Origin of the sequence: Nannocystis exedens (assembly GCF_002343915.1) — a bacterium.
GTDB classification, from domain to species: domain Bacteria; phylum Myxococcota_A; class Polyangia; order Nannocystales; family Nannocystaceae; genus Nannocystis; species Nannocystis exedens.
The window spans coordinates 9,318,295-9,335,899 of the sequence record NZ_NETK01000001.1; the positions used below are offsets into that span (position 1 = coordinate 9,318,295).

A 17,605-nucleotide genomic window follows, 5' to 3' on the forward strand; every position below is an offset into this window, starting at 1 on the left:
CATGGCAGAGGCGAAGGACAAGCCGCGGGACGGCGGCGAGGCGCTCGAGAGCGGCGGTTACGAGGTCATTCGCGCCCGCTTGGTCGCGCAGGGCAAGGCGCTGGCCGAGAAGACCACCGCGCTCAACGAGCGGCGCAAGCAGGCGTTCGGCGGCAGCGAGCTGCAGGTGGTCGCCAACGAGCGCGTGCGCACCGAGCACGCCTGCGTCCCGGCCGACATCGTGCAGACCGGCGGCCACCTGCTGCTCGGCTACAACGTGTTCTTCGGCATGAAGAAGGAGGTCGCGGTCGAGGACGTGTTCTCGATCCAGACCTTCGACGGCAGCGCGCCCGAGGGCCAGGCGATGCAGCCCGCCACGCCCGACAAGGTGCCGGGGCTCCTCGACGGCGAGCAGTTCGTCAAGGACTTCACCGACATCTACAAGTACTACAAGGACACGCGCCTCCAGCGGCTCAAGGCGACGGACACCAAGCTGTTCGCGATCTTCCAGATCGGCGCGGCGGCCACCGACGTCAAGGTGCTGCACTGGAACGTGCTGCCGCGCGGCGGGGTCCGCTACGTCGACACCCGCGGCGACCGCGAGCTGCCGAAGCCGGCCTCGCACGACTTCGAGTGGACGGCGACGACGCGCGAGGACCAGGTGTCGGGCCCGCACCCGCACGTGTCGATCAAGGACCTGGTGTTCGTCGAGACCGTCGGCGGCGACCTGACGATCAAGGTCGAGAACAACACCAAGGACGGCCTCGGCATCTACCGCGAGCCGGTCGAGGACGCCAACCAGGCGCTGGACGACGCCAAGTTCTTTTACGCGCTCGTCGGCCCGCTGGTGCTGCTGAAGATCCTGCCGTACCGCGAGCAGAAGGCCCGCTTCTTCGTCTACAACACGCGGCTCAAGTCGGTCGCCCGCATCGACGCGATCGGCCAGAGCTGCATGCAGCTGCCCGAGGGCCACGGCGTGGTGTTCCCCGGCGGGTACTACCTGACGACGGGCGACACCAAGCAGTTCGGCGGCGACACCGGGGCCTTCGAGTTCGAGCGCCGGATCGACGCGCCCAACGGCGAAGACGTGCTCTACGTGTTCTACCGCCGCGATCAGGGCCGCTACGTGCTGTTCCCGTACAACCTGATCCGCAAGGAGATGGCGAACCCGATCCAGTGCAACGGGTACAGCCTGTTCCGCGACGGCAGGCTGGTGGTGTTCCGCGCCCAGGGCGAGGAGCAGGCGCAGCTGCACCCGATGCAGGTCTGGCAGACTCCGTTCATGACGGCGGAGTTCGCGGCCGCGGCCCCGACCGACGGGTCGTACCTGGCGAAGGTCGGCAACGCCGAGCTGGTGCGCGGGATCAGCGAGGCGTTCAGCATCAGCCGGCTGATCGAGAACAGCGACCCGCGCCGCGAGACCTACGAGGACCTGATCGCGCAGGCGCAGCGGCTGCTCGACAACTACTATTGGCTCGGCAACGCCGAGGTCGGCGACCTCGCCAGCGACGTCAAGACGATCCGCCAGACCGGCGAGCTCATCATCGACGAGTTCGAGAAGGTCGTGGCGATCCGCAAGCGCGCCCGCGAGGCGCTGCAGGACGCGCAGACCAAGCAGACCGCGCTGGTCAAGACGCTGCGGCCGGGCGACTGGAAGAGCGTCGAGCAGTACATGCAGGCGCTGACGGCCCTGCGCAACCAGCGGGGGGCGGTCATCACCCTCCGCGAGGTGCGGTCGATCGACCTGCCGGCGCTCGACGTGCTCGAGAAGCAGCTCGTCGAGGAGTTCGACCGGATCAGCAAGGCTTGCGTCGAGTTCCTGGTCAAGGGCGAGGCGCTGATCCCGGTCGGCAAGCGGCTCGACGAGGTCCTCGCGAAGCTCGAGAAGGTCGACAACGCGGCCCAGCTGCAGCCGATCGAGCAGGACATCCAGGCGATCGGCGACGGCCTCAACGTGCTGGCCGAGGTGGTCAGCGGCCTGCAGGTCGGCGACGCGGTGGCGCGGACGAAGATCCTCGAGGACATCTCGACGGTGTTCGCCCACCAAGGCCGGGTGCGGGCGACGTTCCAGAGCGTCCGCAAGCAGCTGCTCACGGCCGAGGGCAAGGCCGAGTTCGCGGCCCAATTCAAGCTGTTCGCCCAGACGGTGCAGTCGGGCCTGGCGCTGTGCGACACGCCGGAGAAGTGCGACGAGCAGCTGGCCAAGCTGCTGGTGCAGCTCGAGGAGCTGGCCGGGCGGTTCTCCGAGTTCGACGAGTTCCTCGGCGAGATCGCCGGCAAGCGGGAGGAGGTCCACGACGCGTTCCAGGCCCGCAAGCAGACGCTGCTCGACGAGCGGCAGGCGCGGGTGCAGAACCTCGTCGCCGCGGCCGACCGGATCCTCGAGGGCGTCGGCCGGCGCGCGCAGACCTTCAAGACCGCCGACGAGCTCAACGCCTACTTCGCGGCCGACGCGATGGTGCTCAAGGCCAAGGAGCTGGTCGAGCGACTGATGGGGCTCGGCGCGTCCGTCAAGGCCGACGAGATCGCCACCAAGATCACGTCGGCCCGCCAGGACGCGCTGCGGGCCCTGCGAGACCGCCTCGAGCTGTTCGAGGAGGGCGCGCAGGTCGTCAAGTTCGGCACGTTCCGCTTCACCGTCAACACGCAGGTGCTCGACCTGACGCTGGTGCCGCGCGGCGACACCATGGCGATCCACCTCGGCGGCACCGATTTTTACGAGACGGTCGAGGACCCCGAGTTCGCCAAGACGAAGGACTTCTGGTCGCAGCAGTTGGTCTCGGAGACCGAGCGGGTCTACCGCGGCGAGTACCTGGCGGCCGCGGTGCTGTTCGCGGCCGAGCGCGGCGAGCAGGGGCTGACGATTGAGAAGCTGCACGCGGCCGGGCGCGAGGCCGGCGGGCTGGTCGACGTGGTCCGCAAGTTCGCGGCCGAGCGCTACGACGAGGGCTACGAGCGCGGCCTGCACGACGCCGACGCGGCGCTGATCCTCGACAAGCTGCTGACGATGTACGCGACGGCGGGGCTGCTGCGCGTGTCGCCGGGGCCGCGCGCGCTGGCCTGCCTGTTCTGGGCGTGGTTCGACCGCAACGAGCTCAAGGCGGTGTGGCACCGCCGGGCCCAGAGCGCGGGTCGGCTGCGCGCGGTGTTCGGGCACGGGGCCGCGGCGGAGGCGCTGGCCGGCGAGCTGGCGAAGGCGATCGGCGAGTGGGCGCAGCAGACGGGGCTGTCCTTCGGGCCAGGTGATATCCACCCCGCCGGGGCCTACCTGGTCGAGGAGCTGGCCGACGAGCGGCCGCGCTTCGTCACCAGCGCGGCGGCGCAGACGCTGTGGCAGGAGCTGCTGAACGCGCTCGAGGCCGGCGGCAAGCGGCGCGCGCTCGACGACGACCTGCGCGCGCTCGAGGGCCGCCTGCGCGAGCGCTTCGAGCTGGTCAAGGCGTGGCTCGAGGCGTTCGTCGCGGCGCTGCCGGAGCAGGCCAAGGGGGCGACGGCGCTGGTCGAGGCGGCCGCGCTGGCGCTGACCGACCGCAAGCTCGACCGCGAGGTCCAGACCGCGATCGAGAGCACCCAGGTCACCGGTCTTTTGGGGCAGCACCCACGGATCCGCGAGCGCACGCTCGAGCTGCGGCTCGACGAGTTCCTCGGCCGCCTCGGCGAGTTCGTCCGCGTGCGCGTGCCGGGCTTCCGCGAGTTCCGCCGCCTGCGCCAGCAGCTCATCGACCGCGAGCGCAAGCGGCTGCGGCTCGACGAGTTCATGCCGAAGGTGCTGACCTCGTTCGTGCGCAACAAGCTGGTCAGCGAGGTCTACCTGCCGCTGGTCGGCGCGAACATGGCCAAGCAGCTCGGCGCGGCCGGCGACCAGAAGCGCACCGACCGGATGGGCATGCTGCTGCTCATCTCGCCGCCCGGCTACGGCAAGACGACGCTGATGGAGTACGTCGCCAACCGCCTCGGCCTGGTGTTCATGAAGATCAACGGGCCGGCGCTCGGCCACGAGGTGGTGTCGATCGACCCGGCCGAGGCGCCCAACGCGACCGCGGCGCAAGAGGTCGAGAAGGTCAACCTGGCGCTCGAGATGGGCAACAACGTGATGCTCTACCTCGACGACATCCAGCACACCAACCCCGAGTTCCTGCAGAAGTTCATCTCGCTGTGCGACGCGCAGCGGCGGATTGAGGGCGTGTGGCGCGGGCGCTCGCGCACCTACGACCTGCGCGGCAAGAAGTTCTGCGTGGTGATGGCGGGCAACCCGTACACGGAGTCGGGCGCGGCGTTCAAGATCCCCGACATGCTGGCCAACCGCGCCGACACCTACAACCTCGGCGACATCCTCGGCGGCAACCTCGAGGCCTTCTCGCTCAGCTACATCGAGAACACGCTGACCTCCAACCGCACGCTGGCGCCGCTGGCCACCCGCGAGCAGGCCGACGTGTACCGCTTCATCAAGATGGCCCGCGGCGAGGAGGTCGCGACCACCGACTTCTCGTACGGCTACTCCGGCGCCGAGGTGCAGGAGATCGTCGGCGTCATCAAGCACCTGTTCCGCGTGCAGGAGGTGCTGCTGCGCGTGAACAAGGAGTACATCGCGTCGGCGGCGATGGACGACAAGTTCCGCACCGAGCCGGCGTTCAAGCTGCAGGGCAGCTACCGCAACATGAACAAGCTGGCCGAGAAGGTCGCGGCGGCGATGACGGCCGACGAGGTCGATCGCCTGGTCGACGACCACTACGCCGGCGAGGCCCAGACGCTCACCGTGGCGGCCGAGCAGAACCTGCTCAAGCTGGCGGAGATGCGCGGCCGCCTGAGCGGCGAGCGAGCCGAGCGCTGGGCGACGATCAAGCGCGAGTTCCAGCGCGTGCGCAGCCTCGGCGGCGCGGCCGACGACCCGGCCGTGCGCGTGGCCGGGCAGCTGTCGGTGCTCGCCGAGCGCGTCGAGCAGGTCAAGGACTCGCTGCTGGTGGTGGCCGAGCGCGAGGCGGCGAACGGCAAGGAGCTGCAGCAGGCGCAGCTGGCCCAGCAGGCGCGCCTGGTCGAGCTGATGGCGCAGGCGCATGCGCAGCAGAAGCCGCCGGAGCCGGAGAAGAAGCTGAGCACCTTGCCGATGCCGAGCCTGGCGCCGCCGACGACCGGAGGACTCGACTGGGCCCGGCCGATCGTCGCGCGGATCGCCAGCGCGCTCGAGAACCTCAACCAGGCCACGCTCAAGGTCGACGTCCACAACGAGCCGCCGCCGGGGGTGCAGGAACTGCTCGCTCAGCAGGTCGCCATCGTCGAGCGGACGCTGGTGCCGCTGGTGCGCGCGGCCACGGGCAACCTGCAGGACGTGCGCGGCCTGCAGGAGCGCGTCGATCAGATGCTCGGGATGTTGCAAGAGATCGACGAGATCCTCAAAGGCAAGTACATGCGCTGAGCGGCCGGCCCGCGACCCGCTCGAGCTCGACGCGAGGGCGCCATGCGGTGTCTCCAGGCCGCGGAGCGGCGCGGCGCGGCGAGTTGTGGCACCCTCGAGGAATGCTGCGGCGACGCGATTTCCTGGGGGCGACGATCGGGGCGGCGATCGCCGCGATGTTGCCGGGGCGGGCGCGCGCGGGCGCAAAGCCGGTGCGGGTGGCGCTGTACAAGGCCGGCGGGGTGCATCCGGTGGCCTTCGCCGCGGCCAAAGCGCTGCTCGAGGGGCGCGAGGGCTTTCGCCTGCGCGTGACTGTCCCCGGGGACATCCGCGGCGGGTCGCTCGCCGACGAGGACGTCGTCGTGTTCATGGGCGGCAGCGGTACGGCCCAGGGGCGCAACCTCGGCGACGTCGGCAAGCAGCAGGTGAAGGACTTCGTGGCCCGCGGCGGCGGCTACGTGGGCGTGTGCGCCGGGGCGTACATGGCGCTGCAGGGCGAGGACCAGTTCCACAAGCTGCGGATTGTCGCGGGCCGCAACCTCACCGGGGACTTCTGGCAGCGCGGGATCGAGGGGCTCGAGGTGTCGGCCCCGGGGCGCGAGCCATTCAAGCTGTTCTACGCCAACGGGCCGATCTTCACGCCGGTGGCCGTCGAGGGGCTCGCGCCCTACGTGCCGCTGGCGACGTTCGTCGGCGAGATCTACAACCTGTCCAAGGGGACAGGCCCCGGGGAGATGCCGGGCACGCCGGCGATCACGGCGTCGCAGTTCGGCAAGGGGCGAGTGCTGTTGTTCTCACCCAACCCCATCCTCGGCGGGCGCGGGGTCGTGCACGAGGCGCTGATGCTGAGCGGCCTGCGCTGGGTGGCGACGCCCGGGGACGTGCGCCCGGACGTGAGCTTCGCCGACGTGTTCGGCTGAGCGCGCGCCGTACCTTTCCTGATCAGTCCGTCAGGATATGTCCCATCGGTCATGTCTCATCGGTCATGTCCGATCAGACATGCCCCGAGAAAGCGCGAAGAGCTCCGCGACGGGCGTCGCGGAGCTCTGCAGGTCCGGCGGGCGGCTCAGATCTTGATGGTGCCGCTGAGCACCGAGTTGAAGCGCTTGAGCAGGCCGGCCGGGTCGGGGACCTGACCCTCGGCGAGGGCGGCCTGATCGTAGAGCAGCTCGACGTAGGTGCCGAGGCGCTCGTCGCTCGGGGCCTCGCGGGCCAGCTTGTCGACGGCCTGGACGAACGGGTGCTCGGGGTTGAGCTCGAGGATCCGCTGGCGCGTCGGCACGTCCTGGCGCGCCATCTTGAGGATCCGCTCCATGTTGCGCGACAGGCCGCCGCTGTCGTCGACGAGGCACGCGGCGCTCTCGCGCAGGCGCTTCGACACGCGTACGTCCTTGACCTTGTCGGTCAGCAGCTGCTTCGACTTGTCCACGGCCGCGGCGATCGCCCCGGCGTCGTGCTTGTGCTGCTCGTCCTCGGGGATGTCGAGGTCGCCCTGGGTGACGCTGACGAGCTTCTTGCCCTTGTACTCGGACAGGTCCTGCACGACCCACTCGTCGATCGGGTCGGCCATGTAGAGGACCTGGTAGCCGCGCGCGCGGCAGGCCTCGAGGTGCGGGCTGCGGGCCACCGCGGCCAGCGACTCGCCGGTGATGTAGTAGATCGCCGGCTGACCCTCGGGCATCGACTCGACGTACTGCGCCAGCGAGACCAGCTTGTCGTCGGCCGAGGTGCGGTAGCGCAGGAGCTCGACGAGGTCGTCGTGGTGCGTGCTGTCGGTGTGGATGCCCTCCTTCAGGACGGCGCCATAGTTGTCCCAGATCTTCTCGTAGGTCTCGGGCTTGTCCTTGGCGATGCCCTCGAGCAGCTTGAGCACCTTGCGGGTCAGCTGGCGGCGGATCGAGGTGAGGGAGCTGTGCTCCTGCAGCATCTCGCGCGAGACGTTGAGCGGCAGGTCCTCGGAGTCGACGAGGCCGCGGACGAAGCGGAGGTAGCCGGGCAGCAGCTTGTCGCAGCTCTCCATCACGACGACGCGGCGGGCGTACAGCTGCAGGGCCTTGCGGTCCTCCTGGAACAGGTCGGCCGGCGGCTTGCCCGGGATGTAGAGCAGAGCGACGAACTGGATCGGCGCGTCGGCGTGGAGGTGCAGGTGCCCGAGCGGCTCGTCGCCGGGCAGCACGAAGCCGCCCATGACGTGCTTGTAGAACTCGTTGTAGTCGGTGTCGGTGAGCTCGCGGGCCGGACGCATCCAGAACGCGGTGGCGTCGTTGACCTGCTTGCCGTCGACCTCGGTGTTGCCCTTGTCGTCGACGACCTTCAGCAGGATCGGGTGGACGACGTAGTTGCTGTAGCGCTTGATGATGCCCTCGATCTTCCAGCGATCGAGGAACTCCTTGGCGTCGGGCTTGAGGTGCAGCTCGATGGTGGTGCCGCGGGTGGTCCGCTGGCCCGGGCCGACGCTGAAGGTGCCGTCGCCCGTGCTGCTCCAGTGCACCGGCTCGGCGCCCTCGCTGGCGCTGAGGCTGGTGACGTCGATGCGGTCGGCGACCATGAAGGCGCTGTAGAAGCCGACGCCGAACTGGCCGATGAGGTTGAGGTCGGGCTTCTGGCCGCTCTCCTGCTGGGCGCGCGCCTGCTCCAAGAACTTCAGGGTGCCCGAGTGCGCGATCGTGCCGAGGTTCAGCGCGATCTCGTCGCGTGTCATGCCGACGCCGGTGTCCTCGATCGTGAGGACGCCGCGGCCATGATCGGCGATGACCTTGATCTGCGGCTTCTCGTGGCGGTCGCGCAGGTTGGTGTCGGTGAGGCCCTGGAAGCGCGCCTTGTCGAGCGCGTCGGAGGCGTTCGAGACGAGTTCGCGGAGGAAGATCTCGCGGTTGGTGTACAGCGAGTTGGTGACGAGGCGGAGCAGCGCGCTGACTTCGGCCTTGAACTCGTGCTTCTCTTCGCGGCTAGTGGTCACGGGGCACCTTCGGCAAAACGAATCGGAGGGTTGTCGCGGGCCGCCGGCACGCGCGCCAGCGGACTTCAGCACGCGGGCGCCACCGGGCGGCGTCGGGCGTGAAGGTAAACCCACCCCCAGGTGCGTCAAGTGGCGCCGGCGAGGTTCGCGGCGGGTGTTCGGGCGGCGCGCTCGGTCGCGGCGGGCGTCGAACCAATGATTCGTCGCGCGTGCGCGCCGAGGGGCGCACGCGCGACGCGTCGTCGACGGCGATCGATCCGCCGATCAGCCGATCAGGCTGCTCAGCTTCGGCGCGGCGACGTTGGCCAGGCGGCGGTGCCACAGCTGCGCGCCCACGAATTCGTCGGCGCGCGTGATGTGATCGGTGAGCCGCGCGGTGACCTTGAAGCCGAGCTCGCTGTAGACCTGATTGCTCAGCGTCCAGTCCGCGGCGCACAGCGCGAACACGCTGGCGGTCTCCTGCTTGTGCAGCTCGTCGAGCAGCGCCTTCACGCAGTACTCGAGCACCGGCAGCTCGATGTCCTTCACCGGCGGCGTCAGCATGTCGACCTTGGCGTGGCCGAACGAGCTGTCGGTCTCGGCGCCGACCCAGTACTCCTTTTTGCCGGTCTTGGCGTGGATCGCCAGGTCGGGGTTGAACACGCCGCGGCGGAACGGGGCGTACAGCGCGTCCTGGCCGACGCCGCGGACGATGTCCTGCAGCAGCACGGGGTCGCGGATGAAGTCGACGGTGAGGCCGCGCGGCTTGGGCACGGACTTGAGGTCCTTGTCCTTGCCTTCCTTGCCCGGCAACGCCAGCGGCGCGCCCATCTTCGGCGCCCCGCCCTGAATCGGCTCACCGTCCTCGGTGTAGACGCGACTCATGATATAGGCGTCGGCGGTGCGGAAATAACCCGGGATCGCACCCTCGCGCGAGAAGCCGACGCTGCGCCAGCTCTTCGAGTCTTGCTTCTCGACCACCGTGAAGACCTTGCGCAGACCCTCGGCGCGCGCGATCCGGTCGAAGAAGTCGCGCTTCTGCTGGTAGTTGCCGACGCGGTAGTCGAACACGCGGAGGTTGTGGTGCCGACGGTTCAGCAGGAAACAGAAGTCGATGTCGCCCTTGCGGTAGTAGATCTCTTCGACCGGCTCGTCGGTCCCGGAAGAGATCTGGGCGGCTGGCTGGCTGGACATGCGTGCTCCTCAGGCGCAAAGAAGGCCCAGAGGGCCAGAAATCCGAGCCAGACCCAGAATGCGACAGAACGTCGTTCGGGGGCTGCTCAGAGGGTGAATCGAGGGGAACACAGGGCGGGTTCGGGGTGGTGCGTCGAAGGCGCGCCTGCAGGAAAAAGGGGCTGCCCGGGGGCAGCGGGCGACGCCCGGTCCCGCGCGGGAAGTCGCGCTGGGGGGCGTTTTTTCCCGCGAATATCGGGATACAGGTACCACCCCAAAATGTTGATGTCAAAGCCGAGCCGAAGGTAGATTGCCGCAAAGGCAAGAGTTTTCGCTCACTTGGTCGCGCCCGGCAAAGGACTCCTGGAGTGTCGCGCAGAAGTCGAAGTAACGATGTTCTAGGGCTTGCGCTGACGGTCGCCGGAGTGCTCGGTGCGGCCGGGTGCCAGTGGACCGAGGCGACCGAGGCGCCGGCCACCCAGGACGCGGGTTGCACCAAGGACACCGACTGCAAAGGCGACCGAATCTGCGAAAAAGGGGCCTGCGTGGCCCCCAGACCGCCCGAGGCGGCTGTATCTGCAACGTCGCGCGCGCCGGCGCCGGCGACCGGCAAGTGGGCCCGCGGCGGCCCCGGCCACGCCGGGCCGACGAAGGGAAAGGGGCCCACGGAGGAGCCGAAGGAGCTGTGGGACCGCGATCTCGGCGCGGTGGTGTTCGCCTCACCGGCGCTCGGCAAGGTCGGCGGTGAGGCCGCGGCGCTGGTCGGGACGCACGCGGGCCGCTTCGTCGGGGTGGCGCTCGGCGGTCCGCGCGCCGGCGAGATCGTGCTCGACGTGACGCTCGGCGGGATGGTGTGGGCCACGGCCGCGGTCGCTGGTCATCGCGCGTTCGTCGGCGCCGACGACGACACGCTCTACGCGATCGACCTCGACAAGCAGGCGATCGCGTGGACCCTCAAGCTCGGCAACTGCGACGGCGCGCGCGTGCCGGGCCCCGAAGGCGCCCGCTGCGACGCCGACGGCGGCCCGACGATCGCGCCCGACGGCGACCTCATCCTCGGCGCCGACGGGGTCTATCGCATCAGTCCCGAAGGACAGATTCGCTGGCACTACCCGGCCGACGCGTCGATCCAGGCCAAGCACGTGTTCGCGGCCCCGCTGGTGGCGGGCGACGGCACGATCTACGTCGGAGGACAGGACGGATTGTTCATGTCCCTCAGCGCAGACGGCGCGATGCAGTGGACGTACTCGATCCGGGCCGACGTCGACGGCGGGCCGGCGCTCGGCGAAAACGGGGCGATCTACGTCGGCGCCGACGACGGCCGCGTGCACGCGCTGCGCACCGACGGCAGCCTGCGCTGGAGCTTCGTGGCGCAGAAGGACATCCGCTCGGCGGTCGCCCTCGGCGAGGGCGGGGCGGTCTACGCGACGTCGTTCGACGGCAACCTTTACGCGCTGTCCCCGGGCGGCGACGTGAAGTGGGTGCTGCCGACCGGCGGCAAGATCCACGCGACGCCGGTGGTCGACGCCGCCGGCAACATCTTCTTCGGCAGCCAGGACGAGCGGCTCTACGCGGTGTCGCCGCGCGGCAAGGTGCTGTGGACGCTCGAGCTCGGCGCCGACATCGACTCGTCGGTCGCGATCACGGACGACGGCACGCTCGTCGTCGGCTGCGATGACGGTCACCTCCGGGCCTTTCGTTAGCGGCGAAGCGCTCTTCGGGCGTGCTTGCGCGCGCGTGCGTTTGCCGCGCGTCGTCGCGGGTTGCGCGGGGGGTTTGGCGTCGGCATCTTCTCGCGCGTGAGTAAAGAAGAGAAAAAGGGGGCTGCGGCCGCGAAGCTGGTCGTCAACCCCGGAGGCTTCGGCTTCGCCGAGCGCCTCGATGGTGAAGGTACTGTTTTCATTCCCCGCGGCCGCCTGGGCGCCGCGCTGGACGGCGACGAGGTGGAGGTCCACAGCTGGCCGTCCGAGAAGGGCTTCGAGGGAGAGATCGTGCGGATCGTGCGCCGCGGTCGCACGCGTCTGACCGGGCAGGTGCGCCGGATCGGCCGCGTCCGCGTGCTCGAGTGCGACGATCCGCGCGTGCTGCTGCGGCCGGACGTCGAGGACGACACGCCTGTCCCCGAGGACATCGTGGTGGTCGCCGCGATCACGCGCTACCCGAACGACGCCCGCGACGGCGGGGTGGTCCGGATCGAGCGACTGCTGGGGCCGCCGAACACGCTGGCGACCGAGCAGGCGAAGATCCTGCTCGAGTACAACATCGACCCCGAGTTCGCGGCGGACGTGCTGGCCGAGGCCGAGGCGGTGCCGGAGACGGTGCAGCCGGAGGACCTGGCGAACCGCGCCGACCTGCGCGGGCTCGAGTTCATGACGATCGATCCGGTCGACGCCCGCGACTTCGACGACGCCGTGTGCGTCGAGGAGATCGCCGGCGAGGGGCCGCACGGGGCGGTGCGCGTCCACGTGGCCGTGGCCGACGTGTCGCACTACGTCCGCGAGGGCACGGCGATCGATCGCGAGGCGGCCTGGCGCTGCTTCTCGTGCTACCTGCCCAACAGGTCGATCCCGATGCTGCCGCGGGCGCTGTCGTCGCACATGTGCTCGCTGGTGCCGGAGCAGGACCGCCTGGCGATGGTGGCGAGCTTCCGCCTCGAGGCCGACGGCGAGATCGACGAGCTGGTGCTCCGCGCGGCGGTCATCCACAGCCGCAAGCGCCTGACCTACGAGGAGGTCGCGGCCGTGCTGTCCGATGAGACCGGTAGCCAGCCGACCCAGCCGCCGGAGGTCCGCTCGCGGATCGCGGCGCTGCGAGCGGCGGCCGACCGGCTGCGCGCGCGGCGGCTGCGGCGCGGGGCGATCGAGCTCAGCGTGCCCGAGATCAAGGTGCTGCTCGACCAGGACGATCCGGAGCGGATCCGCGACATCGTGCCGACGCGCGCCAGCTCCGAGCTGGCGCGAGCCTACAACCTGATCGAGGAGCTGATGCTGGCCGCCAACGAGGCGGTCGCGCGCGTCGCCGTGTCGGCCAAGCTGCCGCTGGTCTACCGGATCCACGCGCCGCCCGACCCGGTGCGGCTCGAGCAGCTGGCGACGGTGGCCGAGGCGCTGGGCGCCAAGGCCGACCCGGAGAAGCTGACCACGCCGCGCGGGGCGCAGAAGTTCCTGAGCCGCACGCAGCACCACCCGCGCCGCGCCGCGCTGCACATGTTCATGCTGCGGGCGATGGCCCAGGCGCAGTACAGCGTCGACAACGTGGGCCACTTCGCGCTCGCCAGCGACGCCTACGCGCACTTCACGTCGCCGATCCGGCGCTACCCGGACCTGATCGTCCACCGCGTGCTCAAGGCGCACCTGGCGAAGATCGGCGGGCTGCCCGGGCCGGAGCCGGTGCCGGCGATGCCGCAGCGCGAGCAGACGGCGGAACAGGCGGCCCGCAGCAGCCTGCGCGAGCGGGCGGTCGCCGACGCCGAGCGCGACAGCAAGTCGTTGTTCGCGGCGCTCTACATGCGCGACCGCGTCGGCGACCGGTTCGAGGCCACGGTCTCGGGCATCGGCTCGCCCGGGGTGTTCGTGCAGGTCGACCGGCCGTTCGTCGACGGCCTGGTGCGCCTCGGCAACCTCGAGCGCGACCGCGGCGAGGTGTTCCAGCTCGACACGACCGGGGTCAAGCTGGTCGGCCAGCGCACCGGCTTCACCCTGACGGTCGGCGACCGAGTGGTGGTCGAGGTGATCGACAGCAGCGTGCAGCGGCGCAAGATCGAGTTCGCGTTCGTGATGCGCATGTCTGAAGGGACAGGCAAGCACTAGACGCGGGCGCGAGGTCGGGCCTGCTCGAAAGGACAGGCGATCGCGAGGGCGCGGTCGCGTGTCTCGAGGGCTAGGTGCGGCCGGCGTCTGGCCGGCGCGAGGGGGCAGGGAGGCGGCGCCGGCGACGCGATCGCAGCCCGGGCGTCGCGCCCGCGCCCGGCGTCAGCGCAGGCGGTCGAGGACGCCGTAGAGCGCGTCGAGGTTGGCGCGGCCGAGCTTGCGGCAGCGCTCGGGCGACCAGCCGACCAACTCGTGCGGCGAGTCGGCGGTGTCCTTGAACGGCTGCTCGAGCGTCATCGACAGGCAGCCGAAGCGGTCGGCGACGAAGGTGGTGCACATCGTCATGTTGGCGGCGCCCGGGGCCACCGCGTCGTAGCCGTGCTCGAGCTGGAAGTCGGGGCTGCTGCGCATCAGCAGGCGCTCGTACTCGTCCTGCAGGTCGAGCACGCGCCTCGTGACGGAGGCGACGCCGTCGGGGCCGGCGATGAAGTTGTAGGGCAGGGCCTCGTCGCCGTGGACGTCGAGGCAGAAGTCGACGCCGGTCTGCTCCATCCGCTTGCGGACGTAGTAGACCTCGGGGCTGCGCTCGCGCGTGGGCTCCTGCCACTCGCGGTTGAGGTTGGCGCCGGCGGCGTTGGTGCGCAGGTTGCCGCGGAACGCGCCGTCGGGGTTCATGTTGGGGACGCAGTAGAAGACGGCCCTGGCGAGCAGCTGGCGCGCGACCGGATCCTCGTCGTCGAGCAGGCGCTCGAGCAGGCCCTCCATGAGCCACTCGGCCATGGTCTCGCCGGGGTGCTGGCGGGCGACGATCCAGCACACGCGCTTGTCCGCCGCCGGCTCGCCGATGACGAGGAGGTCGAGGTCGCGGCCGTCGAGGGTGGCGCCGAGCAGCTCGTGGCGGCACCGCGGGGACGTCTGACAGGCGGCGACGAGGTCCTGGTGGCGCTCGTGCGAGTAAGGCGCGAAGTAGGCGTACCAGACGCTGTCGTGCTCGGGGGTGTGGCGGATCGTGAGGCGCTTGCCGTCGTAGTCGGTCGGCACGCGGAACCAGAGCTCGCGATCGTAGGAGGCGACGGCGCGGTAGTCCTTCCAGCCCGGCGGGTAGCTGCTGCTGCCGGCGTTGTCGATGTGCAGCGCGAGCGGGGTGTCACGCACGCCGGAGGCGCGGAAGTAGAACCACTGGTAGAAGTCGGAGTTGTTGTCGCGGCGGATCTCGAGGTGAGCGTCGCCGGGGTCGGCGATGTCGCGGACGAGGATGTTGCCGCCGTCGAAGTTGCTGGTGATCTGCATCGGTCCGCGCGAAGTGTCCGGCGCATCGGCGGTCCGCGCAAGTTCGGGCGCGTGACGAAGGAACCAAGCAAAACGCCGAGGTCGCGGGGACCTCGGCGCTGCGTTCACGCGGACGCGTGCAGGCTCAGAGCTTCTTCAACGCGAGGTCGAGCTGGCCGACACAGTGGTTGTAGGCGTTGCCCGAGTCGAGGCATTGATTGAACTGCTTCTCGATCAGCACGATGGGCTTGCTGGCCGGCTTGTGGGCGCCCTGGTTGGGGTCGCCGCCTTCGCCGCCCCACTCGCCGCCTTCCTCGCCGGGGAGGTCGCCGGTCTCGCCGCCGATCTCGCCGCCGCCGTCCTCGCCGCCCCATTCGGCGTTGCCCTCCTGGCCGCCTTCCTCGCCGGGCAGGGGACCTTCGCCGCCGCCGTCCTCGCCGCCCCATTCGGCGTTGCCCTCCTGGCCTCCTTCCTCGCCGGGCAGGGGACCTTCGCCGCCGCCTTCTTCACCGCCCCACTCGGCCTGGCCTTCCTCGCCGCCTTCCTCGCCGGGGAACGGGCCCTCGCCGCCTTCCTCACCGCCCCACTCGGCCTGGCCCTCCTCGCCGCCTTCCTCGCCGGGGAACGGGCCTTCGCCGCCTTCCTCGCCGCCCCATTCGGCCTGGCCTTCCTCGCCGCCCTCTTCACCGGGGTTGGGGCCTTCGCCGCCGCCCTCTTCCTCGCCGCCCCACTCGGCCTGGCCTTCCTCGCCGCCCTCCTCGCCGGGGTCGGGCGGGCCGCTCTCGCCCTGCTCGCCGCCCTCGCCGCCTTCCTCCCAGCCGCCGGTGCCGGGGTCGGGGACGCCGCCCTCTTCGTGGTGGCCGCCTTCCTCGACGCCGCCCTCTTCACCGGGGAGGCCGCCCTCTTCCTCGCCCTGGCCGCCTTCTTCGCCGCCTTCACCCTTTTCGTCGCCGTCCTCGTAGCCGTCGATATCGAGCTTCGAGATGCCACACGCGGGGATGACGAGCGGCGTGACGATCAGTGAGAGGAGCGGGAGGTTACGAAGCCAGCGGAGAGCGTTGCGTTGCATGGGAGTACCGTGACGAAAAAAGAACAGTAAGTGCGTCGATGGATCCGAAGCCGAACGATTTCATCGTGCCCGACACTGTCAGACTCGGCAAGGGGGGACGTCGGAATTGCGAGGGATGGCCCGCCGGCCGGCGACCGAGACCGCGCGTGTTGGTTGACTGTGTTCCGCGTCGCAATGGGGTCAGGGTGTGACCGGCCGGACGCGGTACAGTGCCGGCGGAGGAAGCATGGCAACAGGTCACGCGCACGATCACAGCCACCGGGCCCACAAGGGGCGCATCTGGACCTACCTGATCTTCGCCACTGGACTGGTGTTGGTGGCTGTCCTCGCCAACCTGGCGCTGAGCAACCCGGAGCTGGCGACCCAAGGGATCGACGCCATCGCCGGGCTGCCGGCGTGGGCCTTCCCCGCGATCACGGGCGCGGTCGGGCTGCTCATCTTCTATATCGGGCTGAAGATCGAGACCGATTGGCCGGAGCGCCTGGGGGCGCTCCTGGTGGCCGCATCGATCGCGGGCGGCGAGTTCCTGCTCGGCTGGCAGAACTTCGAGCTCGGGGGGCTCAAGGTCGTGCCCTATGTGATCCCGGTCCTCGCGTGCCTCGTGTTGATGATGATCGCCAACGTGAAGAGCCGCTGAGGACCGCGCAGGACGCGCGAACCCGCTGGCCCGACTGCGACCTTGCAGCGAGCGGCGGGAGATCGCTCCGCGAGCGGGGGCGCCCGTCCTCAAGTGTCCCTAGGGACAGGCGCTTCGAGACATGTTCAAGCGGGCAGGACGCCCAGGCGCTTGCCGACGGCCGAGAAGGCCGCGATCGCGCGCTCGACGTGCTCCGGCTGGTGGCCGGCCGACAGCTGGACGCGGATCCGGGCCTGGTCCTTGGGCACGACCGGGTAGGAGAAGCCGATCACGTAGATGCCCTCTTCGAGCATCTGGGCCGCGAATTCGCCGGCCAGGCGGGCGTCGCCGAGCATGACGGGGACGATCGGGTGGACGCCGGGCTTGATGGCGAAGCCGGCGGCGGTCATGCCGGCGCGGAAGCGACGGGTGTTGGCGCCGAGGCGGTCGCGCAGCTCGGAGCTGCCGGTCAAGAGGTCCATGACCGCGAGCGAGGCGGCGACGATCGACGGCGCGAGCGAGTTGCTGAACAGGTACGGCCGCGAGCGGTTGCGCAGGAGGGCCACGATCTCCTTGCTGGCCGCGACGAACCCGCCCGAGGCGCCGCCGAGGGCCTTGCCGAGGGTGCTGGTGATGATGTCGACGCGGCCGAACGCGCCGCTGTGCTCGTGGCTGCCGCGCCCCGTGGGGCCGACGAAGCCGGTGGCGTGGCTGTCGTCGACCATGACCATGGCGCCGTACTTCTCGGCGAGGTCGCAGATCTGGTTCACGCGGGCGATGTTGCCGTCCATGCTGAACACGCCGTCGGTGGCGATCATGCGCAGGCGGGCCGACTGGGTGTCCTTGAGGATCGTCTCGAGCTCCTCGAGGTTGTCGTTGGCGTAGCGATGGCGCTGCGCCTTGCACAGGCGGATGCCGTCGATGATCGAGGCGTGGTTGAGGGCGTCGGAGATGATCGCGTCCTCGGGCCCGAGCAGGGTCTCGAACAGGCCGCCGTTGGCGTCGAAGCACGAGGAGTAGAGGATCGCGTCCTCGGTGCCGACGAACTCGGAGAGGCGCCGCTCGAGCTCCTTGTGGCGGTCCTGGGTGCCGCAGATGAAGCGGACCGAAGACATGCCGTAGCCGCGCTCGTCGAGGGCGTCGCGGGCGGCGGCGATCACGGCCGGGTGGCTCGACAGGCCGAGGTAGTTGTTGGCGCAGAAGTTGAGGACCGTGCGCCCGTTCACCGTGATTTCGGCGCCCTGCGGCGAGGCGATCACGCGCTCGTGCTTCGTCAGGCCGGCGGCGTCGATCTCGGCGAGGATGGCGGCGTAGTGGTCGCGGGCTTTGCTGTACATGAGGACAGGTCCTTCGGGGCAGG

General features: G+C 70.0%; 10 protein-coding genes. 5 read left to right on the forward strand and 5 right to left on the reverse strand.

The genetic code is table 11. From position 1 onward, the window contains the following. Position 1: 1 nt before the first annotated feature. Both NAEX_RS36445 and NAEX_RS36450 read left to right on the forward strand, forming a co-directional pair. Entirely contained in the window at positions 2 to 5,392 is a 5,391-nt protein-coding gene (locus NAEX_RS36445) for a DNA repair ATPase (RefSeq protein WP_096332083.1), read from the forward strand. Between the two features lie 101 nt (positions 5,393 to 5,493). After that, entirely contained in the window at positions 5,494 to 6,291 is a 798-nt protein-coding gene (locus NAEX_RS36450) for a BPL-N domain-containing protein (RefSeq protein WP_096332084.1), read from the forward strand. A 146-nt stretch (positions 6,292 to 6,437) separates the two neighbouring features. Here the strand turns inward: NAEX_RS36450 and htpG are convergent, their stop codons facing one another. Together htpG and NAEX_RS36460 are read right to left on the reverse strand one after the other, a co-directional pair. Then, positions 6,438 to 8,330, reverse strand: coding sequence for a molecular chaperone HtpG (gene htpG / locus NAEX_RS36455; protein ID WP_170136299.1), 1,893 nt, complete (start codon positions 8,328 to 8,330; stop codon positions 6,438 to 6,440). A 264-nt stretch (positions 8,331 to 8,594) separates the two neighbouring features. Next, on the reverse strand, positions 8,595 to 9,503 hold the full coding sequence (locus NAEX_RS36460; protein ID WP_096332086.1) for a hypothetical protein: 909 nt from the start codon (positions 9,501 to 9,503) through the stop codon (positions 8,595 to 8,597). A 524-nt stretch (positions 9,504 to 10,027) separates the two neighbouring features. Between NAEX_RS36460 and NAEX_RS36465 the strand changes: the two genes are divergently transcribed. Both NAEX_RS36465 and NAEX_RS36470 read left to right on the forward strand, forming a co-directional pair. Beyond that, on the forward strand, positions 10,028 to 11,185 hold the full coding sequence (locus NAEX_RS36465) for an outer membrane protein assembly factor BamB family protein (RefSeq protein WP_170136300.1): 1,158 nt from the start codon (positions 10,028 to 10,030) through the stop codon (positions 11,183 to 11,185). Positions 11,186 to 11,281: 96 nt separating this feature from the next. Continuing rightward, a complete protein-coding gene (locus NAEX_RS36470) occupies positions 11,282 to 13,291 on the forward strand; it encodes a ribonuclease R family protein (RefSeq protein ID WP_170136301.1) in 2,010 nt (669 codons plus the stop codon). Between the two features lie 162 nt (positions 13,292 to 13,453). Here the strand turns inward: NAEX_RS36470 and NAEX_RS36475 are convergent, their stop codons facing one another. After that, positions 13,454 to 14,581, reverse strand: a complete 1,128-nt coding sequence (locus NAEX_RS36475) for a M14 family metallopeptidase (protein ID WP_096332089.1) — start codon at positions 14,579 to 14,581, stop codon at positions 13,454 to 13,456. Between the two features lie 124 nt (positions 14,582 to 14,705). Further along, positions 14,706 to 15,629, reverse strand: a complete 924-nt coding sequence (locus tag NAEX_RS48825; protein WP_143140745.1) for a hypothetical protein — start codon at positions 15,627 to 15,629, stop codon at positions 14,706 to 14,708. A 226-nt stretch (positions 15,630 to 15,855) separates the two neighbouring features. Here NAEX_RS48825 and NAEX_RS36485 point away from each other — a divergent pair, with 226 nt between their 5' ends. Then, complete coding sequence (locus NAEX_RS36485; RefSeq protein ID WP_143140746.1) at positions 15,856 to 16,266, forward strand: hypothetical protein; 411 nt, start codon at positions 15,856 to 15,858, stop codon at positions 16,264 to 16,266. Positions 16,267 to 16,391: 125 nt separating this feature from the next. On the opposite strand, the gene kbl is transcribed toward NAEX_RS36485, so the two are convergent. Further along, a complete protein-coding gene (gene kbl / locus NAEX_RS36490) occupies positions 16,392 to 17,582 on the reverse strand; it encodes a glycine C-acetyltransferase (protein ID WP_096332091.1) in 1,191 nt (396 codons plus the stop codon). Between the last annotated feature and the right edge of the window lie 23 nt (positions 17,583 to 17,605).